General features: G+C 74.8%; 24 protein-coding genes and 1 riboswitch. Of the genes, 13 read left to right on the top strand and 11 right to left on the bottom strand.

Annotated features, from left to right (window positions below; genetic code table 11):
• Nucleotides 1-40 precede the first annotated feature (40 nt).
• Nucleotides 41-634: a DUF4126 family protein gene (locus tag VM636_RS00385; RefSeq protein WP_051821546.1), complete on the bottom strand. Its 594-nt coding sequence runs from the start codon at nt 632-634 to the stop codon at nt 41-43.
• Nucleotides 631-1,104 carry a hypothetical protein gene (locus tag VM636_RS00380; protein ID WP_053912719.1) on the bottom strand — a complete coding sequence of 158 codons (474 nt, stop codon included), beginning with the start codon at nt 1,102-1,104 and terminating at the stop codon, nt 631-633. Before VM636_RS00380 ends, VM636_RS00385 begins: the two co-directional genes overlap by 4 nt.
• A 342-nt stretch (nt 1,105-1,446) precedes the next feature.
• Between VM636_RS00380 and VM636_RS00375 the strand changes: the two genes are divergently transcribed.
• Entirely contained in the window at nt 1,447-1,677 is a 231-nt protein-coding gene (locus VM636_RS00375) for a hypothetical protein (RefSeq protein WP_030422749.1), read from the top strand.
• A 533-nt stretch (nt 1,678-2,210) separates the two neighbouring features.
• On the opposite strand, the gene VM636_RS00370 is transcribed toward VM636_RS00375, so the two are convergent.
• A complete protein-coding gene (locus VM636_RS00370) occupies nt 2,211-2,948 on the bottom strand; it encodes a hypothetical protein (protein WP_053912718.1) in 738 nt (245 codons plus the stop codon).
• Between the two features lie 366 nt (nt 2,949-3,314).
• On the opposite strand from VM636_RS00370, the gene VM636_RS00365 reads away from it, so the two are divergent.
• Nucleotides 3,315-3,518 (top strand): cold-shock protein, encoded by a 204-nt coding sequence (locus VM636_RS00365; RefSeq protein WP_030422747.1) that lies wholly within the window; start codon nt 3,315-3,317, stop codon nt 3,516-3,518.
• Nucleotides 3,519-3,757: 239 nt separating this feature from the next.
• Nucleotides 3,758-4,381 carry a PH domain-containing protein gene (locus VM636_RS00360; RefSeq protein WP_078856229.1) on the top strand — a complete coding sequence of 208 codons (624 nt, stop codon included), beginning with the start codon at nt 3,758-3,760 and terminating at the stop codon, nt 4,379-4,381.
• Nucleotides 4,382-4,409: 28 nt separating this feature from the next.
• On the opposite strand, the gene VM636_RS00355 is transcribed toward VM636_RS00360, so the two are convergent.
• The 4 genes from VM636_RS00355 to VM636_RS00340 all read right to left on the bottom strand — a co-directional run bounded on the left by VM636_RS00355 (nt 4,410) and on the right by VM636_RS00340 (nt 9,086).
• Complete coding sequence (locus tag VM636_RS00355) at nt 4,410-5,243, bottom strand: class II glutamine amidotransferase (RefSeq protein ID WP_030422745.1); 834 nt, start codon at nt 5,241-5,243, stop codon at nt 4,410-4,412.
• Nucleotides 5,244-5,292: 49 nt separating this feature from the next.
• The gene (locus VM636_RS00350; RefSeq protein WP_030422744.1) at nt 5,293-6,771 is read right to left on the bottom strand and encodes a glutamate--cysteine ligase; all 1,479 of its coding nucleotides are present in this window, start codon (nt 6,769-6,771) and stop codon (nt 5,293-5,295) included.
• A 201-nt stretch (nt 6,772-6,972) separates the two neighbouring features.
• Nucleotides 6,973-7,971 carry a type I glyceraldehyde-3-phosphate dehydrogenase gene (gene gap, locus VM636_RS00345; protein WP_053912717.1) on the bottom strand — a complete coding sequence of 333 codons (999 nt, stop codon included), beginning with the start codon at nt 7,969-7,971 and terminating at the stop codon, nt 6,973-6,975.
• Between the two features lie 131 nt (nt 7,972-8,102).
• Nucleotides 8,103-9,086, bottom strand: a complete 984-nt coding sequence (locus tag VM636_RS00340; RefSeq protein ID WP_030422742.1) for a helix-turn-helix domain-containing protein — start codon at nt 9,084-9,086, stop codon at nt 8,103-8,105.
• 507 nt (nt 9,087-9,593) lie between these two features.
• Between VM636_RS00340 and VM636_RS00335 the strand changes: the two genes are divergently transcribed.
• From VM636_RS00335 to VM636_RS00315, 5 genes are all read left to right on the top strand, one after another.
• Complete coding sequence (locus VM636_RS00335; RefSeq protein ID WP_078856228.1) at nt 9,594-10,955, top strand: bifunctional o-acetylhomoserine/o-acetylserine sulfhydrylase; 1,362 nt, start codon at nt 9,594-9,596, stop codon at nt 10,953-10,955.
• Nucleotides 10,956-10,957: 2 nt separating this feature from the next.
• On the top strand, nt 10,958-12,139 hold the full coding sequence (locus VM636_RS00330; RefSeq protein ID WP_078856227.1) for a homoserine O-acetyltransferase: 1,182 nt from the start codon (nt 10,958-10,960) through the stop codon (nt 12,137-12,139).
• Between the two features lie 187 nt (nt 12,140-12,326).
• Complete coding sequence (locus tag VM636_RS00325; RefSeq protein ID WP_030422739.1) at nt 12,327-13,274, top strand: methionyl-tRNA formyltransferase; 948 nt, start codon at nt 12,327-12,329, stop codon at nt 13,272-13,274.
• Nucleotides 13,275-13,389: 115 nt separating this feature from the next.
• Nucleotides 13,390-13,608, top strand: coding sequence for an MbtH family protein (locus VM636_RS00320; protein WP_030421783.1), 219 nt, complete (start codon nt 13,390-13,392; stop codon nt 13,606-13,608).
• A 209-nt stretch (nt 13,609-13,817) separates the two neighbouring features.
• The gene (locus tag VM636_RS00315; RefSeq protein WP_051821460.1) at nt 13,818-14,153 is read left to right on the top strand and encodes an antibiotic biosynthesis monooxygenase family protein; all 336 of its coding nucleotides are present in this window, start codon (nt 13,818-13,820) and stop codon (nt 14,151-14,153) included.
• On the opposite strand, the gene VM636_RS00310 is transcribed toward VM636_RS00315, so the two are convergent.
• The 4 genes from VM636_RS00310 to VM636_RS00295 form a co-directional block, all read right to left on the bottom strand.
• On the bottom strand, nt 14,120-14,581 hold the full coding sequence (locus VM636_RS00310) for an NUDIX hydrolase (RefSeq protein WP_051821465.1): 462 nt from the start codon (nt 14,579-14,581) through the stop codon (nt 14,120-14,122). The genes VM636_RS00315 and VM636_RS00310 overlap by 34 nt on opposite strands.
• A 125-nt stretch (nt 14,582-14,706) precedes the next feature.
• Nucleotides 14,707-16,593, bottom strand: a complete 1,887-nt coding sequence (locus VM636_RS00305) for an ABC transporter ATP-binding protein (protein WP_234312694.1) — start codon at nt 16,591-16,593, stop codon at nt 14,707-14,709.
• An 838-nt stretch (nt 16,594-17,431) separates the two neighbouring features.
• Entirely contained in the window at nt 17,432-18,730 is a 1,299-nt protein-coding gene (locus VM636_RS00300; protein ID WP_030421779.1) for a GAF domain-containing SpoIIE family protein phosphatase, read from the bottom strand.
• A 468-nt stretch (nt 18,731-19,198) separates the two neighbouring features.
• A complete protein-coding gene (locus tag VM636_RS00295; protein WP_030421778.1) occupies nt 19,199-19,690 on the bottom strand; it encodes an inorganic diphosphatase in 492 nt (163 codons plus the stop codon).
• Between the two features lie 27 nt (nt 19,691-19,717).
• Nucleotides 19,718-19,790, bottom strand: a riboswitch (Fluoride riboswitch).
• Between the two features lie 258 nt (nt 19,791-20,048).
• On the opposite strand from VM636_RS00295, the gene VM636_RS00290 reads away from it, so the two are divergent.
• The 5 genes from VM636_RS00290 to htpG all read left to right on the top strand — a co-directional run bounded on the left by VM636_RS00290 (nt 20,049) and on the right by htpG (nt 25,123).
• Nucleotides 20,049-20,543 carry an inorganic diphosphatase gene (locus VM636_RS00290; RefSeq protein ID WP_030421777.1) on the top strand — a complete coding sequence of 165 codons (495 nt, stop codon included), beginning with the start codon at nt 20,049-20,051 and terminating at the stop codon, nt 20,541-20,543.
• 195 nt (nt 20,544-20,738) lie between these two features.
• On the top strand, nt 20,739-21,674 hold the full coding sequence (locus VM636_RS00285; protein WP_078962510.1) for a PP2C family protein-serine/threonine phosphatase: 936 nt from the start codon (nt 20,739-20,741) through the stop codon (nt 21,672-21,674).
• A 57-nt stretch (nt 21,675-21,731) separates the two neighbouring features.
• On the top strand, nt 21,732-22,715 hold the full coding sequence (locus VM636_RS00280; protein ID WP_053912716.1) for an MASE1 domain-containing protein: 984 nt from the start codon (nt 21,732-21,734) through the stop codon (nt 22,713-22,715).
• A gap of 72 nt (nt 22,716-22,787) precedes the next feature.
• Nucleotides 22,788-23,003 carry a hypothetical protein gene (locus VM636_RS00275; protein WP_030421774.1) on the top strand — a complete coding sequence of 72 codons (216 nt, stop codon included), beginning with the start codon at nt 22,788-22,790 and terminating at the stop codon, nt 23,001-23,003.
• A gap of 218 nt (nt 23,004-23,221) precedes the next feature.
• Nucleotides 23,222-25,123 carry a molecular chaperone HtpG gene (gene htpG, locus VM636_RS00270; RefSeq protein ID WP_053912715.1) on the top strand — a complete coding sequence of 634 codons (1,902 nt, stop codon included), beginning with the start codon at nt 23,222-23,224 and terminating at the stop codon, nt 25,121-25,123.
• Nucleotides 25,124-25,166 lie beyond the last annotated feature (43 nt).

The raw sequence follows: 25,166 nt of genomic DNA, 5'->3' as shown, positions 1-25,166 counted from the left end.
GGGGACATCGTCCTTCCTCGGGGGAGCGGTGCGCCGGCCGTCAGTCCGCCATGTCGCCGGGAGCGCCGTCCCCGCTCGGCGGCCGGGCCGTCTCCTCGTCGGGCCCGAAGTGGCGCGCGGGGGTGCCGGGGGTGCACAGGGCACAGGCGGCCAGCGCCAGGGCCGCGGCGACCACGTCCTCGACGGCGGCGGCCACCGGAGCGGCCGAGCGCCGGCGCCGGGGACCCGTGGTGCGCCAGCGGGCTCCCGCCAGCGCCGCCGCCAGCGCCGCGCCCGCCCCCACCGCCCCGGCGACCGGGGACAGCGGCGGCTCCGGGTCCGTCGGGGTCGCCGGCGGGCCGTGCCGCAGGGCGACGGCGGCCCCGGTGAGTGCCCCGAAGACGAGGCGCGGGACCAGCCCGGCGGGTTGGAGGCGGCTCGGGGTGGCAGGGTTCTTGTCCGCCACGAACTCGCCCGCCGCGGCGGCCAGCAGCAGCCCCCGCGCTGCGGGCCGCGCGAGCCAGGGCGGTTCCCCCGGCGGCCCGGCGGCGGCCCCGGCCGTCCAGGAGAGGGCCGCCGCACCCCACGTACTGCGCAGACCTCCCGCGGCTCCGATCAGCGCGGCGCCGGACAGCGCGCGCACCGGGCGGCTCACGACGCACGCTCCCGGTCCGCGTCGGCCGCGACGACACCATAGGTGACCAGCCCGTAGGCGAGGTGCGGGAGTGCGTCGGAGACCCAGTCGGCCGGCGACCAGGAACGGGGGTCGCTGACCCCGAGACGGGCCATGGGCGCGTCGGTCGCGGCCATGGCGAGGAGACCGGTGACGGCGGCGCCCAGCCACAGGGGCATCCGCACCCCCGTCCGGCGCAGCAGCGACACGGCGACGCCCGTGCCGGTCCCGACGGCGATGCCGGACAGCGCCCCGAGCCCGGAGAGCCGGTTGTCGCGGTCCTCCGTGTACGGGAGGGGGCGCCCGGTCCGCTCGGTGAGGGTGTCCACCACGGTCTCGGGGGCGCTGCTGGCGGATCTGCCCCGCAGCGCCATGTCGGCGTAGGTCATGGCGTTCAGCGCGGTCGTACCGGCGGCCCCCGCCGCGCAGCCGCGCAGGAAGCTACGGATCATGTCGCGCCGAGTGCCCGTGGCACCCCCCGGGCAAACCGCCACGGACCGGACGCGGGCTTCCCGGGCCCGCGCACGGTCGCGGGCGCGGTCGTACGGAAGGACGAGTGAGGTCCCCCGACCGGGTGAGCTTGGGACGGACGCGCGGGGCCCGCGGGGGCCCGAGGGCTGGCAGGCGGGGGATTACTTCGATAGCTTGCCTGCGTGGCCCCGCGTTCTCCCCCGTGCGCGGGGCCACACCAGTGCGGTCCTCGGGCGCCGGGGCGAGGCGGGCCGGCAGCCGTGATCACGCGGCTGGTAGCGTCGCCTGGCCGCGAGGTGCGGCGCGAGAGAGGTGTCGGAGCGTTGGGCGGACGTCAGGACCGTGACTGGGTGGCGATGACACCGGGCGACTTCGACCGGGAGGCCCCGCTGCGGCTGAACGTGGGGACCGGCCCGACCGCCGTCCCCGCCGAGCCCGACGAGTACGGCACCGCGCCCCTGTTCGGGGACACGACCCCCGCCCGGCCGGCGCCGCGCCGTGACCGCAGGCCCCGGGTGAGCGCCCCCACGACGGCCCAGCAGCGGCTTTTCTGACCAGGCGTCACCGGGTCACGGCGTCATCGGGTCACGGCGTCATCGGGTCACGGCGTGACCGGTCACGGTGTCCGCCGTCGCTCACGGGCGCCGGTGACGGGCACGACCGGCCCTCGGAGCGCGCTTCGCCGCCCCGCCCGGCCGGCGGTGCGGTGTCGCCCCGGTGCCCCGTCGTGCGCCTCCCGAACCCTTTCCGGAACCGCGCCCGAGCCTTCCACGGCGGGGACGTGACCGCACTGCCGCCCGCCGACCGGGAGCCGGTACCGGGGCTCGGCGGCCTCGCCCCGGCCACCCTCCTGGCCGGGGTGCTCCTCCCGCCGTGGCGCACCCGGTCGTGGGGGCCTCCCCTCTTCGTCGCCGCCCTGGCGCCGGCCGCCGCGCGCGGCCGGCGGCCCGGCACGCGCCCGGAGGCGGGGACGGACCGCCGGGTGCCGGCCGGGGTAGGAGACGCCTCCCCGGACCCTGGGGGAGCGCCGGACGCGGGGTGCCGCAGCGGCGGCCGACCGGGTGCCGGGACCGCGGGCGCCCCGGGCTCAGCTCGCCAGCACCGGCTGCGGACCCATCACCACCACCGGGGACCGCTCCGGGTCCAGCGCCAGCAGCAGTTCGCGCATGTGCTCCCCGCGCAGGGAGACACAGGCGTTGGTGGGCCCCTCGTGGTCGACGTGCAGCCACACCCCGCCGCCCAGTTCCTCGCCCATCGGCCGGGTGTTGTCGAGCGGGGTGGTGCCGGGCACCCGGTTGTAGTCGATCGCCACCACGTAGTCGAAGGAGCCCGCCAGGTCCTCGCCGAGGTGCCCGGTGCCCGTCGCCTCGAAGTCCGGGTCCTGGTCGTAGGGCATCCGGGTTCCCGGGTCGGGCAGCCGCCCGCCCGCGTCGCTCAGCCCGAACACCCCGACGGGCGTGCGCAGATCACCCGCCCGGTGGTCGTCCGACCAGCCCCGCAGCCCGTTGTGCGCGGGCCAGGGCCCGGCCACGGCCCGCCAGCCCTCCTCGGGGGACCGCTCGTAGAGCACCGCCCGCGCCCGGAACGTGTTCTCGCCCGGGCCCGTCACCACCAGGGCCTGCCGGGACTCGTCCGGCACCCGGGCCCGGGTGACCGGGCCCAGCCCCGGAAGCGGAGCCGGCGCCGCCGAGGGCCCCGGACGCGCGGACGCCACCGACGACGACGGCGGCGCGGCGGCCGGCTGCCCCGGGGCGCAACCGGTGCCGAGCGCGCCGGCGCACACCACGGCGCCGATCGCCAGGGCCAGGGCCTTGCTGACGGTCATCTCATCCTCCGGCTCGCTGCGTCGACTACTCATTGCTTGACCGCTTCCGGAACCGCTTGTGCGCCGCCCGGCACCTCTCGCCCGGATGGCGCAGAAGGGGGCGGTCACGACGGCGCGCGGGCGCCCGGAAAGGCGCGTATTCGGGTGTCCGTGCGTTCGCCCGGTCGCAACACCGTTCCCATCGACACCCCTTACTCACTGGTGGGGTGCGGTGATGCCGTGTAGCGTCAGCGGCAGATGTCGTGGTTCGACCGGACCCGCCCGCGCCGTGGTGCGGGCGGTTCCGCTGTGCACTGCCTGAGGACCAGGACGACCACCTCCGGACCCGCACGGTGCGGGTCCGACTACGGCTGAAAGGCAAAAGGCATGGCCAGCGGAACCGTGAAGTGGTTCAACTCGGAAAAGGGCTTCGGCTTCATCGCGCAGGACGGCGGCGGTCCGGACGTCTTCGCGCACTACTCCAACATCAACGCCAGCGGTTACCGCGAGCTCCAGGAAGGCCAGGCCGTCACGTTCGACGTCACGCAGGGCCAGAAGGGCCCGCAGGCGGAGAACATCACCCCCGCCTGACCCGGCGATCCGCCGAACGCGGCACGGTGCCCGCGGAAGCAACGCTTCCCGGACACCGTGCCGTGGTGCGTTTCCGGCACCGACGGGCGGCCATCACTGCCGGAAAGCGGCAGTGCGCCGCCGGGCCCTCTTCCTGCAGTCTGTACGTGCGTGCGGTGCCGCGGGGAGCGGCACCCGGCCCGCCACCCCGGTACCGCCGGCACGTCGGCGGCAGGACACGAGGAAGAGGCGGGGGCGCGATGCCGACGGCGAGGGCCGGCGAGAGACGACGTCTGGTGCGCAGGGAGCGCCGGGCACGCAGGCAGGAACTGGCCGCCGTACTGGACGCGCCGCAGGCCCCCCTGACCTGGCGGGCCGGATGGCGCGGCAAGGCGCTCGGGGCCGTGCTGTGCCTCGTCTTCGTCACCCTGCTGGAATACCCCGACGGCGCGAGCCTCGCCCACCCGCGGCCCAGCGCCCTGGTCTTCGCGCTGTGGACGCCCCTCGCCCTCGCCTGGTACTGCTGCCGCGTGGGCGTCTGGCGGATCACCGCGGACCGCGACGGGGTCCACGTGCGGCGGATGTGGCGCACCCGGTTCCTGGCGTGGTCCGTGATCCGGCACGTGGAACTGCGGCACGACGGCAGCCTGGAGTTCTTCGGCCCGAGCAGCCCGGAGCCGATGGCGGGCTCCTTCGCCCCGGCCTGGCTGGTCCGCCGCACCGGGCGGGGCACCGGCGCGGACGCCGCCGACCTGCTCACCGTCATGGCCGAACACCCTCACCTGCGCCCCGCCGAACAGGCCCCGACCGTACCCGGGTTCGCCCGCTGGGCGGTCCCGCTGGCCGTCGCGCTCTTCCTCATCGGGCAGTTCCGGACCTGGTGACCGGCCCTGGCGTGCCCCGCCGGCCGGCTCAGACGGGCAGCGGGGCGAAGGGCAGCAGGGCGTCGCCCTCCGGCCGGACGATGCCGCAACTGCCCTCCGGCACCTCGTTCCACACGCCGGGCAGATCACCCAGCGGCTCCGAGACGACGAGCCGGGTCCGGGCCGACGCCTCCCGCAGGAACGCCGTGCCGGGGTGCAGCGCCCGCAGCGTCTCCACCCGGCTGCTGTAGTACAGCGAACGCGAGGCGCCCCGGCTGGAGTAGCGGAACGTCCACAGCCGCACCCCGTCCGTCACCGCCACGGTCATCTGCAGCGGATGACGCACCCCGCGCTCCCGCCCGGCCCGCTCCACCAGCCACGCCATCCGCGCCACGGCCCCCGGCGGGTCCTCCTCCAGCCCGAAGGTGAGGGCCAGGAAGAACATCAGCTCCGAGTCGGTCGACCCCTCGATGCGGGTGAAGAGCGCGGGATCGACCGCCAGCGCCAGATCCCGCCGGACCCGGTCGAAGTCCTCCACGGCCCCGTTGTGCATCCACATCCAGCGGCCGTGCCGGAAGGGGTGGCAGTTGGTCTGCTGCACGGCGCTGCCCGTCGAGGCGCGGATGTGCGCGAAGAAGAGCGGCGAGCGGACGTGCCCGGCGATCTCGCGCAGCGAACGGTTGCTCCACGCCGGGCCGATCTCCCGGACCACCGCGGGCGTGCGCATCTCCGGCCCGAACCAGCCGACGCCGAACCCGTCCCCGTTGGTCGTCTCCACGCCCATCCTGGCGTGCAGGCTCTGGTCGATCAGCGAGTGCTCCGGCTCGTAGAGCAGCGATTCCAGGAGGACCGGTGTCCCCGAGTAGGCAAGCCATCGGCACATCGTCCGCCGCCTCCCCGGCCCCACGCCGGGCGGCGCGGGGCGTTGCGTGTCAGTCGACCGGCCAGGTGTGGACCGGGGCGTTCAGGTGCATGTACTCCATGTACTGCTGCGTCATCCGCCGCAGGCACTCGTGCCGTCCCGCGTGCGTCGTCGCGTCGATGTGGTGGAACATCTCCTTCTGCCACACCGCGCCGTTGCGGCCCGTGACGCAGCGCTGCTCGATGACACCGAGCAGGGGTTCCCGCCAGGCCGCGTCCATCCCGGACAGTTCCAGCCCCCGGTGGGCCAGCGGCAGCAGCCGCCGCAGCACCAGCTCGGCCACCGGCACCTCGCCCACGCCGGGCCAGTACAGCCGCGCCTCGATGCCGTGCCGGGCCGCCGTGTGCAGGTTGTCCTCGGCCACCGAGAACGACATCCGCGACCACACCGGCCGGTCCTCCTCCACCAGGGCGCGGGTGAGCCCGTAGTAGAAGGCGCCGTTGGCGAGGGTGTCGGCCACCGTGGGGCCGGCGGGCAGCACCCGGTTCTCCACCCGCACGTGCGGCTTGTCGTGGGAGACGGCGTACACCGGCCGGTTCCAGCGGTAGATCGTCCCGTTGTGCAGGGTGAGTTCGCCGAGGTCGGGGATGTCGCCGCGGTCCAGGGTCTCGGCCGGGTCCTGCTCGTCGCAGAGCGGCAGCAGCGCCGGGAAGTAGCGCAGGTTCTCCTCGAAGAGATCGAAGACGCTGTTGATCCACCGCTCCCCGAACCACACCCGGGGACGCACCCCCTGCGCCTTGATCTCCTGCGGCCGGGTGTCCGTGGCCTGCTCGAACAGCGGCACCCGGCTCTCGTGCCACAACTCCTTGCCCAGCACGAAGGGCGCGTTGGCGGCCAGCGCCACCTGCACCCCGGCGATCGCCTGCGCCGCGTTCCAGTACCCGGCGAAGTCCTCCGGCGACACCTGGAGGTGGAACTGCGTGCTGGTGCACGCCGCCTCCGGGGTGATGGTGTCCGCGTAGGTCCGCAGCCGGTCCACGCCGTCCACCTCGATGCGCAGGTCCTCGCCCCGCGCCGCGAACACCTGGTCGTTGAGGAGCCGGTAGCGGGGGTTCTCCGACAGTCCGGCCTCGTCGACGTCGGCCCGGCGCAGCGTGGGCAGGATGCCGATCATGATCAGGTGGGCGCCGACCGAGCGGGCGCGGTCCTCCGCGTGGTTCAGCGCGGCGCGGATCTCGCTCTCCCAGGCGTCGGGGCCGCCCGCGGTCAGCCGCCGCGGCGGGATGTCGATCTCCAGGTTGAAACGGCCCAGCTCGGTGGACCAGGCCGGATCGGCGATGGCCTCCAGGGCGTCCGCGTTGCGCATGGCCGGCTCGGCCCGCCCGTCGACCAGGTTGAGTTCGATCTCCATGCCCACCTGGGGACGCTCGGTCTCGAAGCGGGACTCGCGCAGCATCTGGGCGAACGCGTCGAGGCACTCCTGCATCTTGATCCGGTACCGGCGCCGGTCCTCGCGGGTGAAGACCAGCTCCGGGACGTCTCGTCCCATCGGCCCTCCCGGGGTCTGCCTCCGCGGCCACACTCCCTCCCAGCGTCGCACCACCGGGCGCGGGCGACCAGGCGGGACGGGACGGGCCCGCGCGGGCGGACACGGCGGCGGGCGCCGACGGGCGCCGGAGCGGCACCGCCGGCGCCCGCTGCGCCATCGGGGTGATGCGGGGTGACACGGGCCGGGACGGGCCGCGGCCGGTCAGCCGGCCGCGAGCAGCTCCAGGGTGTCGATCACCCGGTGCGAGAAGCCCCACTCGTTGTCGTACCAGGCGACGACCTTGACGTGCCGGCCGTCGACCCGGGTGAGTGCCGCGTCGAAGACCGACGAGGCCGGGTTGCCGGTGATGTCCGAGGAGACCAGGGGGTCCTCCGAGTACTCCAGGACACCGGCGAGCGGGCCCTCGGCCGCGGCCCGGTAGGCGGCCAGCACGTCCTCGCGGGTCACGTCCCGCTCGACCGTCGTGTTCAGCTCGACGATCGAGCCCACCGGCACCGGTACGCGGATCGAGTCGCCGGAGAGCCGGCCGTCCAGGCGCGGCAGCACCAGGCCGATCGCCTTGGCGGCGCCCGTGGTGGTCGGCACGATGTTCACCGCGGCGGCGCGGGCGCGGCGGGCGTCGCGGTGCGGGCCGTCCTGGAGGTTCTGCTCCTGGGTGTAGGCGTGCACCGTGGTCATGAAGCCGTGCTCGATGCCGGCCAGGTCGTCCAGGACCGAGGCCAGCGGCGCCAGGGCGTTCGTCGTGCACGAGGCGTTCGAGACGATCGTGTGCGCGGCCGGGTCGTAGGCGGCGGTGTTCACGCCGTAGGCCAAGGTGACGTCCGCGCCGTCGGAGGGCGCGCTGACCAGGACCTTCTTGGCGCCCGCGTCCAGGTGGACGGCGGCGGCCCTGGCGGCGGTGAACCGGCCGGTCGCCTCCAGGACGATGTCGACCTCCAACTCGGCCCACGGCAGCCGGGCCGGCTCGCGCTCGGCGAGCACCCGGATGCGGCGGCCGTCGACGATCAGGGTGTCCCCGTCGACGGTCACCGGGCGGCCGAGACGGCCGGCGGTCGTGTCGTAGGCGAGCAGCCGCGCGAGGGTGGCGGGCTCCGTGAGGTCGTTGACGGCGACGACCTCCAGTTCGCTGTCGCGCTCCAGCAGGGCGCGCAGCACGTTGCGTCCGATGCGGCCGAATCCGTTGACGGCGATGCGAGTCATGAGTGGTGTCCCTTCGGTTCGCCACCAGGCTCCCGCGTCCCGTACGCGGGCGGCAGCGGCGCGAGTGCCACGGTTCGCAAGGATCACGCCACGCGCGCGCCGGCTTCTTCGCCCGGCCCGCGCCGGGCGCGCTACTCGCCCCGAGCGAAGGTGCGCCGGTACTCGCTCGGCGTGGTGCCCAGGATGCGCTGGAAGTGCAGCCGCAGGTTCGCGCCGGTGCCGAGACCCACGTCGGCGGCGATCTGCTCGACGCCGCGACCGGAGCGCTCCAGCATTTCGCGGGCCACGTCGACCCGGGCGCGCATCACCCACTGCATCGGCGTGTACCCGGTGTCCTCCACGAACCGCCGGGACAGGGTGCGCGGCGACACCGCGGCGTGCCGGGCCAGGACCTCCAGGGTGAGGTGTTCGCCGAGCCGGTGCAGCGCCCACTCGCGGGTCGCCGCGAACCGTTCGCCCAGTGGCTCCGGCACGCTGCGCGGCACGTACTGGGCCTGGCCGCCGCTGCGGTAGGGGGCGGCGACCAGTCGCCGGGCGGCGTGGTTGGAGGCGGCCACACCGAGGTCGCCGCGCAGGATGTGCAGGCACAGGTCGATGCCCGAGGCCGCGCCCGCCGACGTCAGCACCCCGCCCTCGTCGACGAAGAGCACGTTCTCGTCGACCCGCACCCGCGGGTGACGCGCCGCCAGCGCGCGGGCGTAGTGCCAGTGCGTGGTGGCCCGCCGCCCGTCGAGCAGGCCCGTGGCCGCCAGCGCGAACGCCCCCGTCGAGATGGCCGCGAGCCGCGCGCCCCGGCTCCGGGCGGCGACCAGCGCCGCGACCACGCCGGCCGGCGGGCTCTCCCGGTCCGGGAAGCGGTAGCCGGGCACGAAGACCAGATCGGCCCAGTCGAGCGCGTCCAGCCCGTGGGCCACGTGGTACGAGAGCCCGTCACCCCCCGTCACCAGTCCGGGGGACGACCCGCACATCCGCACCTCGTACGGCATGCTCGCCCGGGTGGTGAACACCTGTGCGGGGATGCCCACGTCCAGGGGCTTGGCGCCCTCCAGGACGAGGACGGCGACCCGGCGCGGTCGGGGGCCCGCCGAAGCGGGCGCGGAAGGCTCGGACGACACCCGCCCAGCCTACGTGCGCCCCCGACGCGCCCGGCGGCGCCCCGGCCGGCCGCGCCCACGCCGGTGACCAGCGCGGACACCGTCTGCGCGGGCCCGCCGGAACCGGCGCGCGGGCCTCGCGAACCGGCCCCGGCGGCGACCGGGGGTGCCCGGTTTCTCACTGGTCGAGAAAGCCTGGTGATCGTCGGTCGCTTGTGGTTACCTGAGGTCATGATTGTTCTCGTGACCCGTCGCCACGTGGACTACCTGCGTGTCACGACCATGGGGTGTCCCGCCGCCCGCTGACCCGGCGCCACGGTCCCGGCCCTCCTCGCGCGCTCCGGCGCGCGCCGCGCCGGCCCGCCCCGTCCGCCGACGGGACGCTCCGGCCCCCAGGACCCCGCCCGCTGCGCGACGACCGCGGCGTACCCGCTCCCCGGGAGCCAGCCGTACGCCGCTTTTCCACGCCCGCTCACCGGACCACCCCACCCGCCCCACCCGGGCAACGCACGCGTACCAAGGAGAAGCATGAGCCAGCCGATCGACGCCGTCACCGCCGGCCACACCCCCGAGGACGAGGGCGCCGCGCCCGACACCTCGGCCTGGTCCTTCGAGACGAAGCAGCTCCACGCCGGCAGCGCTCCCGACACGGCCACCGGCGCGCGGGCGGTGCCGATCTACCAGACCACCTCGTTCGTCTTCCGCGACACCCAGCACGCCGCCGACCTCTTCTCGCTGGCCGAGCCCGGGAACATCTACACCCGCATCCACAACCCCACCCAGGACGCCTTCGAGCAGCGCGTCGCCGCCCTGGAGGGCGGTGTGGCCGCCGTCGCCCTGGCCTCCGGACAGGCCGCCGAGACCCTCGCCCTGCTCACCGTGGCGAGCGCCGGCGACCACATCGTCTCCAGCTCCTCCCTGTACGGCGGCACGTACAACCTGCTGCGCCACACCCTGCCGAAGTTCGGCCTGGAGGTGACCTTCGTCGACGACCCGGACGACCTGGACGCCTGGCGGGCCGCCGTCCGGCCGAACACCAAGGCCCTGTTCGCCGAGACCCTCGGCAACCCGCGCGGCAACGTCCTCGACATCCGCTCCATCGCCGACGTCGCCCACGAGGCCGGCGTCCCGCTGATCGTCGACAACACCGTGCCCACCCCGTACCTGCTGCGGCCCATCGAGCACGGCGCGGACGTCGTCGTCCACTCGGCGACCAAGTTCCTCGGCGGCCACGGCACCACCCTGGGCGGTGTCGTCGTGGACGCGGGCACCTTCGACTTCGGCGCCCACCCCGAGCGGTTCCCCGACTTCAGCGAGCCCGACCCCAGCTACCACGGCCTGCGCTACTGGCCGGCGCTCGGCCCCGGCGCGTACGCCGTCAAGCTGCGCGTGCAGCTCCTGCGCGACCTCGGCCCCGCCATCTCGCCCAACTCCGCCTTCCTGCTCCTCCAGGGCGTGGAGACGCTGAGCCTGCGCATGGAGCGGCACTCCGCCAACGCCCAGGCCCTCGCCGAGTGGCTGGAGCAGCGCGACGAGGTCGCCGCCGTGCACTACCCGGGGCTGCCCTCCAACCGCTGGCACGAGGCCGGGCGCCGCTACCTGCCCCGCGGCGCCGGCGCGGTGCTCTCCTTCGAACTGCGCGGCGGCGCCGAGGCCGGCAAGCGCTTCGTGGACGCGGTGGAGCTGTTCAGCCACCTGGCCAACATCGGCGACGTGCGCAGCCTCATCATCCACCCGGCCTCCACCACCCACAGCCAGCTCGACGAGGAGCAGCTCGCCGCCACCGGCGCCTCCCCGGGCATGGTGCGGCTCTCCGTCGGCATCGAGAACCTGGCCGACCTCAAGGCGGACCTCGAGGCCGGCTTCCGCGCGGCTAAGGAGGCGTCCTGAACATCACCGGAGCGCCCACTCCGGAGGCTCTCCTCCCTCCCGCCACCGGTGCGTGGCGGGAGGGGGACCCCCCAGGGCGCCGGCTCTGGTACCACCAGGCCGGCGCCCTGCCGATGGAGGCGGGCGGAACACTCCCGGACGTGCGGATCGCGTACGAGACCTGGGGGCGCCTGGCGCCCGACGGCTCCAACGCGGTCCTCGTCCTGCACGCCCTGACCGGCGACAGCCACGTCGCCGGTCCGGCCGCTCCCGGGCACCCCACCGCCGGCTGGTGGGACGCGCTGATCGGGCCCGGCCGCGCCCTGGACACCGACCGCTGGTTCGTGGTCGCGCCGAACGTGCTCGGCGGCTGCCAGGGCAGTACGGGACCGGCCTCGCCGCGTCCCGACGGCCGTTTCTGGGGTGGATCGTTTCCGCGGCTGACCCAGCGCGACCAGGTGCGCGCGGAGGCGGGGCTCGCCGACGCGCTCGGCATCGACCGCTGGGCGCTGGTGGTCGGGGGTTCCATGGGCGGGATGCGCGCCCTGGAGTGGGCCGTGTCCCTCCCGGACCGGGTGGAGGCGCTGCTGCTGCTCGCCTGTCCGGCCGCGGCGAGCGCGGACCAGATCGCCTGGGCCACGGCGCAGATCCACGCGATCCGCGCCGACCCGAACTGGCGCGGCGGCGACTACCACGACGCCGGGCCGGGCCAGGGGCCCCACGCCGGGCTCGGCATCGCCCGCCGCATGGCCCACATCACCTACCGGGGCGCCGAGGAGCTGGAGACCCGCTTCGGCAACCGCCCCCAGGAGGGCGAGGACCCCTGGCGGGGCGGCCGCTACCAGGTCGAGTCGTACCTCGACCACCACGCGGCCAAGCTGATCCGGCGCTTCGACGCGGCGAGCTACGTGGTCCTCGCCCAGGCGATGAACGCCCACGACGTCGGCCGGGGCCGCGGTGGCATCCGCGCCGCCCTGGGCCGGGTGCGCGCCCGGACGCTGGTCGCGGGCATCGACACCGACCGCCTCTACCCGCCCGAGCAGCAGCGGGAGCTGGCCGCCGGCATCCCCACCGCCGACGCGGCGCGCATGATCGCCTCGCCGTTCGGGCACGACGGGTTCCTCGTCGAGACCGGCGAGGTCTCCGCGCTGGTGCGCGAGCTGCTGGACGGGGTCCCGCAGCGGGTGACCGCCGGGGCCGGCTGACGCCCGACGGGACGCCGCACGGCGCACGCCCGGCCGGCGTCCTCGCCCGGCCGGGCCCCGTCCGCCGCGGCCCGGCGACGGCGCTCCCCAACAGGGCGCGGGCCGGAGGGCATTGCACGCTTAGGTAAGGCTTGCTTTACTGGCGTCGCTGTCCGTCCGAGGCCGTCCGCCCCGAGGAGGAACCCGTATGCGGGTCGTCATGTTCGGTTACCAGACCTGGGGTCACCGCACCCTGCGGGCCCTGCTGGACTCCGAACACGACGTGGTGCTGGTCGTGACCCACCCCGGAAGCGACCACGCCTACGAGAAGATCTGGGACGACTCGGTCGCCGGCCTCGCCGAGGAACACGGCATCCCCGTCCTGCTGCGCCGGCGCCCCGACGACGAGGAGCTGTTCGCCCGGCTCACCGAGGCCGACCCGGACATCATCGTGGCCAACAACTGGCGCACCTGGATCCCGCCGCGCGTCTTCCGCCTGCCGCGCCACGGCACGCTCAACGTGCACGACTCCCTGCTGCCGAAGTACGCCGGCTTCTCCCCCCTGATCTGGGCGCTCATCAACGGCGAGAGCGAGGTGGGCGTCACCGCCCACCTGATGAACGACGAGCTGGACGCCGGGGACATCGTCCGTCAGGAGGCGGTGCCCGTCGGCCCGTCGGACACCGCCACCGACCTCTTCCACAAGACCGTCGACCTCATCGCCCCGGTCACCCTCGGCGCCCTCGGCCTCATCGCCGCCGGCCGCAGCGAGTTCACCCGGCAGGACCGCTCCCGGGCGAGCTTCTTCCACAAGCGGTCCGACGAGGACAGCCGCATCGACTGGAACTGGCCCGCCGCCGACCTCGAACGCCTGGTCCGCGCCCAGTCCGAGCCCTACCCCAGCGCCTACACCCACCACCGTGGCAAACGGCTGGAGGTCCTCGCCGCCCGCGTCTCCGAGGGCCGCTACGGCGGCACCCCCGGCCGCGTCTTCTACCGCGAGGGCGACGGCGTCGTCATCGTCGCCGGGGCCGACGCCCGCACCGGCCGCAACCACGGCCTCGCCCTCACCCGGGTCCGCACCGAGGACGGCCGTGAGTTGGCCGCCGCCGACTACTTCACCACCATGGGCGGCTACCTCACCCAGCACCCCTGAACCGTCCGCACCCCCGCGCGCCCCGCCCCGGAGACCGGGGCGGCGGCCCGCCCCCACCCCCCGCCCATGGCGGGCCCGCCCGTCGCGGGCCCGCCGAGCCGACCGAGGAGGCCCCGTGACCAACCCCTTCGAGGACGAGGACGGCGTCTACCTGGTCCTCGCCAACGACGAGGACCAGCACTCCCTGTGGCCCGCCTTCGCGGACGTCCCCGCCGGATGGACCGTCGTCCACGGCGAGGACACCCGCGCCGCCTGCCTGGAGTACGTCGAGAGGAACTGGACCGACCTGCGTCCCCGCAGCCTGCGCGAGAGCGCCGCCGCCGACCCCGCCTGAGACCCGGCCCGCCGCCGGGCGGCCCGCGCCGGGCCGGCCGCGGCGGGCCCGCGGGGCGCTCCGCCGGGCGGGGACCGCCGGGGCTTCGTCCGGGCCCCCGGCGCGGCGGGTCCGGTGCGCGCGGAGCCGTTGAGTCCGGACGCGGGGGGTGGCAGGGTACTGCGCCGTGCGGGCATCCCGCCCCGCGCGCCCTGGGAGGAGCGAACCTGATGACGTACGGCTGCATCGCGTCGATGAAGACCAAGCCCGGTTCCCGCGACGAGGTGGCCACCCTGCTCCTGGACGCCGCCGACGGCCTGAGCGCGGCCGGCTGCGACCTCTACCTCGTGGGCCTCGCCGACGATGACGACGTGACCATCTGGGTGACCGAGGTGTGGCGGTCCAAGGAACACCACGACGCCTCGCTGACCCGTACCGACGCCAGGACCGCCATCGGCCGGGCGATGCCGATGCTGACGGGGGACTTCACCAAACAGGAGCTGTCGGTCGCGGGCGGCCTCGGGCTGCGTCCTCATCCGGCGCCCCAGTCCCACGTGTCGAAGTAGGCGGCCACGCCGGTGCGGCGGGCGTCCGCGATCGCGCGGAGCCGGGCGAAGTCCCGCGCAGGCATCAGCGGCCGCCACTCCTCCACGGCGAGGACGCGGACCTCGTCGTGCTCCTCCGGGTCCAGGACGATGTCCCGGATCCGGTCCTCGCCGAGCCGGCCCCCGTCGAACACCAGCCCCATGGTGCTGTACGGCCACTCGTCGCCGGGCAGTCCGTACACCGCCGCCAGCAGCCGGGGCGGGCCGGCGACCGTGATGCCGGTCTCCTCGCGGCACTCCCGGACCGCGGTCTGCCAGGGCCGCTCGCCGGGCTCCATGGTTCCGCCCGCCGGCTGCCACGGGTGCGCCGGGCTGTAGACCGAGTGGAGTTGCAGCGGGCGGTCCCGTTCGTCGGTGAAGTAGACACAGGCGAAGCCGGTGGCCTTCATCAGGGTTTCGGCGTACTCCTCGGGCGGCAGCCAGCCGTCCTCGTGTCCCTTCCCTGTGGCCGGTGGAGGGCAGGCGGGCCCGGCCGGGCGGGGGAGCGGGCCCGCGCGCAGCGGCCGGGCGCCCGTCACCGGCTCTCCTCGCGCCGGGGCCCCGCGCCGCGGCGCGGGGACGGGATGCCGTCCGCGGCCGGTCCGGCCAGCCCGTACTGTGCCGCCTGGGCCTCGAACATCTCCCGGTACAGCCCGCCGGGGCGCGCCATGAGCTGCGTGTGGTCGCCCTCCTCGACGATGCTCCCGCCGTCGAGGACGTAGATGTGGTCGGCCTTCGCGGTCGCCGCGAGCCGGTGGGTGACGAGGACGACGGCGTGGTCCTCGGCGGCGAGGGCCCACAGCCCGTCGAACGCCTCGATCTCGGCGCGCGGATCGAGGGCGGAGGTGGGTTCGTCCACGAGGAAGAAGGGCGCGTCGCGGTAGCGGCTGCGGGCGTTGCCCAGTTTCTGCCACTGTCCGCCGCTGAGCTGGACGCCCCGCTCGTACCCCTTGAAGACGATCGAGTCCCAGGCGTGCGGCAGCCCTTCGACGAGGGTGCGCACGTCGGCCGCCTCGGCGGCGGCCTTGACCCGGTCCATGTCGCGGGGGCGGTCGCCGGCGCCGATCGCCACGTTGGTCGCGGCGGTCATCTCCCAGTGCGGGAAGTCCTGGGAGAGCAGCCCCACGCAGCCGAACACCTGGGCGCGGTCGGCCTCCCGCAGTTCCACCCGCTCGCCGCCGGCCCCCTGCCACCACACCCGTCCCCCGGTCGGCAGCAGCAGTCCGGCGAGGACCTTGGTGAGGGTGGTCTTGCCCGAGCCGTTGGCACCGACCAGGGCGGTCACCTCGCCGCGGCGCACCCGGAGGCTGACGCCCTTCAGTGAGGGGGAGACGGCGCCGGGGTAGGTGAAGGACACGTCCTCGACGACGACGGAGCGCACCGCTTCGGGCAGGTCCCGTCCGGTGCGGGGGATGGCGTGCCGTGCCGCCAGGTCGGTCGCGTTCCTCGTGTCGGTGAGGAACAGCATCTCCTCGTACAGCCGGTTGACCTGCTGGACCAGGGAGGTGAGCCGGGCGGTGGAGGTGCGGATGGCGATGACGGCCGTGCCGCCGACGGCGAGCGGCAGCCCGCCGGTGGTCAGCAGCCACCACAGCATGCCGTAGCAGCCGAGCGAGGCGATTCCGGAGAAGGCGCCGGCGACCAGGTCGGTGTGGGCCTGCGCCCGCGCGAGGCGGCGCTGCTCGCCTTCCATCTGGCGGGACATCTCCTCGTAGCCGCGCAGGAGTTTCGCCCCGGCGCCGTGCGCCCGGATCTCCCCGGCGGCGTGCGGCCGGGTGAGGTACGCGAGCAGTGAGGCGACCGCGCGCCGGTGGTCGACCCAGTGCAGCCGCGAGGAGTACTCGCGGCGGGCCGAGCGGACCGCGCCCCAGCCCTTGGGCAGCGCGATGGTCAGCAGCATCGGCAGCAACGTCCAGTGCAGGGTGGCGAGCACCACGGCGGCGGCGACCATGCCGATCAGGACGTTGCCCACGCCCACCGACAGCCGCAGCATGTGCCGGGCCGAGTCGGTGCCGAACTTCCCGGCCTCCAGGACGCGCTGGACCTCCGGGCGTTCGGTCGCGGCCACCTCCACGCGGGTGACGGCCTCGTAGTAGCGGGCGGAGATGGCGCGCTCCACCTGCGGTTCCAGCCGGCCGGACATCGCCGTGGACCAGGCCGCCAGGACGGCCGCCGCCACCGACACCGCCGCCAGGACGGTCAGGGAGGGCAGCGCCTCCCGCAGTTTGTCGGCGGTGGGGCCGTCGGCGAACAGGCGGGTCAGGATGCCGTTGACCGCGACCAGGCCCCAGGCCGCGGTGACGCCCTGCCCGATCTGCGCGAGCACGACCCCCGTGAGCGCCCGCGGGTCGGCCTGCCATCCGGTGCGCAGCACCATGTTCGCCATCCGGGGCAGGGCGGCGGCCATCTGCCCGAACCCCATCCGGGTCAGTGCCCCGGCGTGGTGCACGAAGGACTGGTCCCAGCGCAGCCGGCCCCCGTACAGCTCCTGTTCGGCCTGGGAGACGGCGCCCTCCGGCTCCTGGCGCCTCCCGCGCGGCCTCACGGGCGACACCGCCCCGGCGCCGTGTGCTCGGCGCGGTCGTACGGGTCGTGCGCGGCGGGGCACGGCGCGGGGGCGGTACGGGAGCGGTCCCGGCGCCGGCGGGACGGGGGGCGGGTGCGGGTCAGCGGGGCGCGCGGTGCGCCGGGGGGTCGCTTCACAGTGGTGTCCTTCCTGGCACGAGAGCCCGCGGCGGCCCGGGGGTCCGCGGCGGCCTGGGGCCGTCCGGTCCGGGAGACGGTCCGATCCGGTCCGAGGTCCGAGGGGACTCCCGCGGGGCGGGGCTCCTTCTCCTTCGTGCGGCTCAACGAGCCGTGCCAGGTTTCGAACACATGTGTTTCGGCCGTGTGCCGATCCCCGGGACAGAGCGCATCGCGCGGACCGCGGCCGAGTCGGCCCTTGTGCCCCACAGGCGTCGTCATGTCCCGGCATGGCCGAAACGCCGACGATGTGCCCCGGAGCGCCCCACCTGGTCGCTGGGGCGGCCGGCCCGTCCGGGCCGGACCGGTGGAGGGGACGCGTCAGACGGCGGTGACGACGGCGACGCCCGCCTCGCCTCGCTCGGTCAGGACGAGCAGGTCCGGGAGGGTGACCGGCCCCGCATCGTGGTCCAGCACGAGCACCGGTAGCCGCCCGCCGTCCCGTCCGGCGGGGTGGAAGCCGGGCGGCAGCGCTCGGCGGAGCAGGACGACCCGGTCCTCCGGTGTGGCCGCGGCCGTCAGGGCACGCGCAGGGCGAGGACCGCGATGTCGTCGTGCTGGTCGTCGCTGAACCGGTTCAGCAACTCGTCGCGGAAGACGGCCAGCGGCTGCCGGGCCAGCGAGGCGGCCTGCTGCCGCAGCCGGGTCAGCCCCCGCCCGATGTCCTCGCCGGGCCGCTCGATCAGCCCGTCCGTGTAGAACAGCAGCGTCGACCCGGCCGGCAGCGTCACGCACGCCGTCGTCCGGCCGAGAGCGGGGTCGACGCCCAGGACGGGCGCGTGCCCCTCCTCCAGCAGGAGGGTCCGTCCGTTCGGCTGGGCCAGCAGGGGAGGCAGGTGGCCCGCGTTGGTCCAGCGCAGCCGCCAGGGCCCGGTCCCGGGCGTCTCCAGCCGGGCGATGACCGCGGTGACCAGTTCGATGGTGGTCAAGCCCTGCATCACGTTGTCCAGGCGGCTCATCACCCCGGCCGGGTCGTCTCCGCTGTCGTAGGCGAGGGCGCGCAGCATGTTCCGCAACTGGCCCATGCGGACGGCCGCCGCCAGATCGTGCCCGATCACGTCCCCGATGGCCAGGATCGCCGAACCGTCCGGCAGCGGGAACGCGTCGTACCAGTCGCCGCCCACCTCGGCCCGCTCCCGCGCCGCCACGTAGCTCGCGGCGAGCTGGAGGTGACCCAAGCCGGTCATGTCCGGCAGCAGCGAGAGCTGGAGCTGTTCCGCCGTGTACTGCTGGAGCGCGTACAGCCGCGCGTTGTCCAGCGCGAGGCCCGCCCGGTGCCCCAGGTCGGCGGCGAGCGCCTGTTCCTGCTCGTCGAAGGGCGCCGCCGGGGCGTGCCGCACGAAGGTGAGCGCGCCGAGCGTCTGCTGCCGCACGCGCATGGGCACGATCAGCGCGGACCCGGCGCCCAGCGTGCGGTACAGCGCCCACTGCGCGGCCTGGAGCGAGTCGGCCGGATCGGGGGCGGGGAAGTCGCTCACCACGAGCGGCCCCCCGCCCCGCAGCACCCGCGCCAGCGGGGCGGAGGAGTCGTCCGGGCCGGGGAGGAAGCCGCCCGGCAGCACGCGCAGCGCCCGCTCCGGATCGCGGTCCGTGACGGTGAGCCGCCGCAGTCCGTCGCCCTCGATGACGTCGACGACGCAGGCGTCGGCCAGGTGCGGTACGACCAGGCGGGCCAGCCGGCGCAGCGACTGAGCCGCGTCCAGGCTCGACGCGAGCGCCCGGGTCGCCTCGGCGAGCAGGCGCAGACGGGCCGCGGCGACCTCCGGCGAGGACGGTGACACCGGCCCCTCCGGCTGCCCGGACTCCCTCTTCGTCATACGTCGTCCTCGCCCTACGTGTCGCCGCGTCGCCCGGTGCCGGGGAACCCGCGTCGGCGTCGACGCCGGGCCGGGCCCTCTCGGCCGCGCCGCGGCGTCCACCCGACCAGGCACACCCGGGACGGTCTCCCGGGCCGCGCGCCACGCCGACCGCCGTACGGCACCGCACCACGGACTCGCCCGGCGTGTCCCGCGGCGTGTCGCCCGGTTCGGTCGACGCCGGTGAGGGCACCGCCCGCGTGTCGCGCGGTCCGCGCGGTGTGTCCCGGCGAGCCGCGGCACCGCCGTACGCCCATTGTTCCCCGGTGCGCGACACGTGCAATCCCGGGCGGCGTGCCGCCGTCCGGGCACGCGCCCGGGACCGGGGCCGGGGACGGTCACCCACACCGGTACGGGCTACACCCTCGCCGTGTGCGTCGCCGACCGCGCCCGGAACCCGGCCACCGGGCCCGGCCGCACCGGCGGCGGTCACTCCGGGCGGCCGGTCAGCCGCTCGTAGGCGTCCCGGGCCTCGTCGAGGAACTCCTCGGCCGCCACCGGGCCCTCGCAGTGCGCCACCCGCCAATGGTGGTCGGGGTCCAGCCGGTGCAGGACGACGGCGAGGGTCTCCTCGTCCGCGTGCCACTCGCGCAGCGCCACCGGACCGGTCAGCTCGGCGAAGTTGGGATCGTGCGCAGGCACGCACATCACCTCGGCCCGCGGCCGTCCGTCCACCAGGGCGTGGACCAGCGCGACCGGCCGGGCGCGCACCGTGCGGCCCGGCAGCGCGGGCTCCTCCATCAGCACCAGGGCGGCCGTCGGCTCGCCGTCCTCGGTGAGCGTGTCGTCTATGTGGCCGGCGCCGACCGGGTACCCCGTCACCCGGGTCGATCCCGCCGACACCTGGGTGTAGCCGTCCGATCCGTCCGCCGGGGCGAAGGGCGCTCCGACCGTCGCCCCCACCACCACCGTCACCTCCACCGCGGGCACCTCCCGTGGTCGTCCGTCATCCACGCAGAGGCCATCAGCACGGTGCCGTCTCGCTCGTGCGGTCGCGGCGGGCCCCATCGCCCTCGTCACTCCCAGTGTGCCCTTCCCCGGACCGGCCCAACCACGCCGCCCGGCCCCCGGCCCCACCCGGCGCCGGCCCTGCGCCGCGCCGGGCGCCAGGGCATCCGTTCACCCGGACGGCCGAGCCGGGCCCCCGGTCGGGCCGCCGGTACGGCGGCACGGGGGCGAGACTGTGAGGGCGCCGGACGCGCCGCCGACGGAATGCCGCCACCGCGGCCCGCAGCGCCGGTCCCCGGCGCGGCCGACGCGACCGGACGAGGAGCACACGGTGGAGTTCGACGTGATCGTGGAGATCCCCCAGGGGTCCCGCAACAAGTACGAGATGGACCACACCCGGCACCGCATCCGGCTGGACCGGATGCTCTTCACGTCCACCCAGTACCCGGCGGACTACGGCTACGTCGACGGCACCCTCGGCCGCGACGGCGAACCCCTGGACGCGATGGTGCTGACCGGCGAGCCGACCTTTCCCGGCTGCGTCATCCGGTGCAGGGCGGTCGGCATGTACCTCATGCGCGACGAGAACGGCCCGGACGAGAAGGTGCTGTGCGTGCCCGCGGGCGACCCGCGTCACGCGGCCGTGCAGGACATCGACGACATCCCGGACTTCGACCGTCTGGAGATCACGCACTTCTTCGACGTCTACAAGGACCTCGAACCCGGCAAGTCCGTCGAGGGCTCCCACTGGGAGGGCCGCGACGGGGCGTACGCGGAGATCGAGGCGTCCCGGGCCCGCGCGCGGAAGCCCGCCCCACATGGCTGAACCAGGGGCCGCCCCCTGTCGTCACCGCCCCTGCCCGCGTCGCCGGAGGGACCGGCGACAAGGGGCCGGCGAGACGGGCCCGGCGGCACCGGCCCGCCGGGCCCCGCACCCCTGCCCCACCCCGCCCAGAACCCCGCCAGGCATCCTGCGCCGGCCGACCGCCCGAGGCGCGGCCGACCCCCCGGGAGCGGTCGCATGTTCCGCAAGCACCCCGTACAAGAAGCCGACGAGCTGCTGGCCAGGCTCGCCTCGCTGACGGCCGAGGCGCGCGAGCTGGCGGAGCTGCAACGGACCCAGGTGGAGCTGGCCATCGCCCTGCAACGCGGCATGCTCCCCGCCGCCCTGCCCTGCGTGCCCGGCTTCCGGCTGGCCGCCCGCTACTCGCCCGCCTGCGCCGGCCTCAACGTCGGCGGCGACTGGTACGACGCCTTCACCCTGGCCGACGGCTCCCTCGGGCTCTCCGTCGGCGACGTCCAGGGGCACACCATCGACGCCGCCGCCTTCATGGGGCAGATCCGGGTCGGCCTGCGCGCCCTCGCCTCGGTCACCAGCGAGCCCGGCGACCTCCTCGCCCGCACCAACGACCTGCTGCTCGCCCTCGGCGGTGACTTGTTCGCCACCTGCACCTTCCTGCGCTTCGACCCCGCCACCGGCATCCTGCACGGCGCCCGTGCCGGACACGTCCCCTGTGTCTGGGCCACCGCCGACGGCGCGGCCGGCGTCTCCGGCGACGAGGGCGGGCCTCCCCTCGGCGTCATGGAAGGCGCCGAGTACCCCGTGACACGGCACCGGCTGACCACCGGCGGCGTCATCGTCCTGCTCACCGACGGCGTGGTCGAGGGACCGTCACTGAACATCGACGACGGCCTCGACCGCGTCGTGCGGCTCGCCGGCGCCGCCGCCGTCGCCGGCGTGGAGGCGGGCACCCTCGCGTCCTCCGTCATCGAGAACGCCACGACGGTCGGTCACGAGGACGACGCCGCCGTCCTCGTCATCGGCCACGACGGCCACGACGGCGGCGACTGCCGCCACCCGGCCCCTGCCGGCCAGGGGCCGTCAGGCCCCTCCGCGCCCGCCCGCCGGCCGGACGGCACCGCACCGGACGACACCGCTTCGGGGGACGCGCAGTAGCCCGGAGGGCGGCCCGCATCCCTTCTCGCGTGGCCGACCGGACCGTACCGGTGTCTCATGGCTGCTGTGGTGCGCATACACGGTTGGCCGCGGCCGGTCGCTCTCCTCGTGGAGACGCTGCTCGTCGCGGGCTGCTACTACGGGGCGGGACGCCTCGGCCTGTTGCTCCGGCTCGTCGTGGAGGGGGCCGTGGTCACCCCGCTGTGGCCGCCCACCGGCGTCGCCGTCGCCTGCCTGCTCCTGCGCGGCCCCCGCTGCCTGCCCGGCATCGCCCTCGGCTCCCTCCTGGTCGTCATGTCCCTCACCACACTGCGCCCCACGGCCGTCGGCATCGTCGCCGGGAACACGGCCGCCCCCGCCTGCGCCTACGTCCTGCTGCGCGCCGTCGGCTTCCGGCTCGACCTCAGCCGCGTCCGCGACGGACTGGCCCTGGTCTTCCTCGGTGCGCTCACCGCCATGGTGATCAGCTCCGCCGTCGGCGTCGGCGTCATCCACTCCACCGACCACCTCGACACCGCCCACTTCTGGACCGTGTGGCTCGCCTGGTGGGCGGGGGACGCCATGGGCGTCGTCATCGTCACGCCGATGCTGCTCCTGCTGTACCGGGCACGCTGGCCGCCGCCGACCCGGCGCTGGCGGGAGGCGGTCGGCCTCGCGCTCGTCCTGTGTGTCCTCATACCCCTGGTCACCCGCAGCTCCATCGGTCTGATGTTCCTGGTGTTCCCGCTGCTCATCTGGGCCGCGTTGCGCTTCGAACTCGCCGGCAGCATGCCCTGCGCCCTGCTCGCCTCCGTCCTGGTGACCGTCACCGCCAGCGACGGCGCCGGGGCCTTCGGGCGGCTCTCCCCGGACCAGGTGATGCTCAAGCTCCAGGCGTTCAACGGGGCCATCGGCCTGACGGCGCTCCTGCTCTCCGCCGTCATCACCGAACAGCACAACACCCGGCGCTCCGTCGAACGCGCCTGCCAGGAACTGGTCGAGGCACTGGAACACCTCTCCGCCGGCTCCGGGCGCCGACAGCCCGGCCAGGACGGCGACTGAACCACCGCGCGCGAGCACGCCCCGCGGGTGGCACGGCGTGCGCCCGGCGCTCCCGCCCCACATCCTGAGGACATGCTCCAAGACCAGCCCGTCGTCGTCTACCCGCCCGGCGAGGACGGAGGACGCCGCATCCGGTTCGACGGCTCCTTCGTCGGCCTGGCCTACACGCTCCTCGACATCGCCGAGTTCCTGCGCCGCGCCGGACTGGAGGACGTCGAGACCTCCGACGTCGAGTCGGCACCCTGGATCGAATGGCGTGGCGGAGGCCCGCACGAGTGGACGTACTGAGTCTCCCGCGCCTCCTCGGACCCGCGCCCCGCGCTTCCTCGGACCCGCGCCCCGCGCTTCCTCGGACCCGCGCCCCGCGCCGCGTCGGACCCGCGCCCCGCGCCGTCCCGGCCCCGCCCGGGGCGGCAGATCCCCGATCGCCTCCGCCGCGCGCCCGGCCTGTCCTAGAGTGACCTGGCCAGTGCAGAAGCCGTGGACCTGTGAGGTAATCACCCACCATGCCGACCGAAACGTTTGAGTTCCAGGTAGAGGCCCGTCAGCTCCTCCAGCTGATGATCCATTCGGTCTACTCGAACAAGGACGTCTTCCTCAGGGAGCTCGTCTCCAACGCCTCCGACGCGCTCGACAAGCTGCGTCTGGCCGTGCTCCGCGACGACACCCTCGACGCCGACACGAGCGACCTCCACATCGAGATCGACCTCGACGCCGAGGCCCGTACGCTCACCGTGCGGGACAACGGCATCGGCATGTCGCAGGAAGAGGTCAGGCGGCTCATCGGCACCATCGCCAACTCGGGCACCGCCGCCTTCCTGCGGGAACTGCGCGAGGCCGACGACGCCGCCGGGGCCGACGGGCTCATCGGCCAGTTCGGCGTCGGCTTCTACTCCGGGTTCATGGTGGCGGACGAGGTCACCCTCCTCACCCGGCGCGCGGGCGAGAGCGAGGGCACCCGCTGGTCCTCGCGCGGCGAGGGCACGTACACCCTGGAGACCGTCGCCGACGCGCCCCAGGGCACCGCCGTCACCCTGCACCTCAAGCCGGCCGACGCCGAGAACCAGCTCCACGACTACGCCGCTCCCCGGACGGTGCGGGAGATCGTCAAGCGGTACTCGGACTTCATCACCTGGCCCATCCGCCTCGTCCCCGAGCCGCGCGACGGCGAGGACACGCCCGAGCCCGAGACGCTCAACTCGATGAAGGCGCTGTGGGCCCGCCCGCGCGAGGAGGTGTCCGAGGACGAGTACCGCGAGCTGTACCAGCACATCGGGCACGACTGGCGCGAACCGCTGGAGACGATCCGCCTCCAGGCGGAGGGCACCTTCGAGTACCAGGCGCTGCTGTTCCTGCCCTCGCACGCGCCGCACGACCTCTTCACCCAGGGCCACCAGCGCGGCGTGCAGCTCTACGTCAAGCGCGTCTTGATCATGGACGACTGCGAGGAACTGCTCCCGCCCTACCTGCGCTTCGTCAAGGGCGTCGTCGACGCGCAGGACCTCTCCCTCAACGTCTCCCGCGAGATCCTCCAGCAGGACCGGCACATCCGCATGATGCGGCGGCGGCTGACGAAGAAGGTCCTCTCCACCGTCAAGGAGATGAGGGAGACCGCCCCCGAGCGCTACGCCACCTTCTGGCGCGAGTTCGGCGCGGTCCTCAAGGAGGGCCTGGTCACCGACCCGGAGAACCGCGACGCCCTGCTCGCCGCCGCCTCCTTCGCCAGTACCCACGACCTCGAGGCGCCGACCGGACTGCGCGCCTACACGGAGCGGATGAAGGAGGGCCAGGACGCCGTCTACTTCATGACCGGCGAGTCCCGCGAGGCCATCGAGAACTCCCCCCACATGGAGACCTTCCGCGCCAAGGGCGTCGAGGTCCTGCTGCTCACCGACCCCGTCGACGAGGTGTGGGTCGACGCGGTCGGCGAGTACGAGGGAAAGCGGCTGCGGTCCATCGCCAAGGGCGAGATCGACCTCGGCGACGGCGGCGACGACGGCGCGGCCGACGAGGAGAAGGGCAAGCAGGGCGAGGCGTACGCGGCCCTGCTCGGCTGGATGACGGAGCACCTCGCCGACGAGGTCAAGGAGGTCCGTCTCTCCTCCCGTCTCACGGTCTCCCCGGCCTGTGTCGTCTCCGACGCCGACGAACTCACGCCCGCGCTGGAGAACATGTACCGCGCGATGGGCCAGGAGGTGCCGCACGCCAAGCGCATCCTGGAACTCAACCCCGAGCACCAGCTCGTGAAGGCTCTCAACCGCGCCTACGCCGAACGCGAGGACCGCGCCGAGCTGACCGAGACCGCCGACCTCCTGCACACCCTCGCCGTGCTCGCCGAGGGCGGCCGGCCCAAGGAGCCGGCCCGGTTCGTGTCGCTGGTCGCCGACCGGCTGGAGCGCACCCTGTAGCGGGGACGCCCCGGCGCGTGGCCGCGTGGGTGACGGACCCCGC

The organism is Streptomyces sp. SCSIO 75703, from assembly GCF_036607905.1.
Lineage (GTDB): Bacteria > Actinomycetota > Actinomycetes > Streptomycetales > Streptomycetaceae > Streptomyces.
The sequence above is the reverse complement of the archived record's forward strand: the minus strand, read 5'-3'. Positions and strand labels throughout refer to the sequence as shown.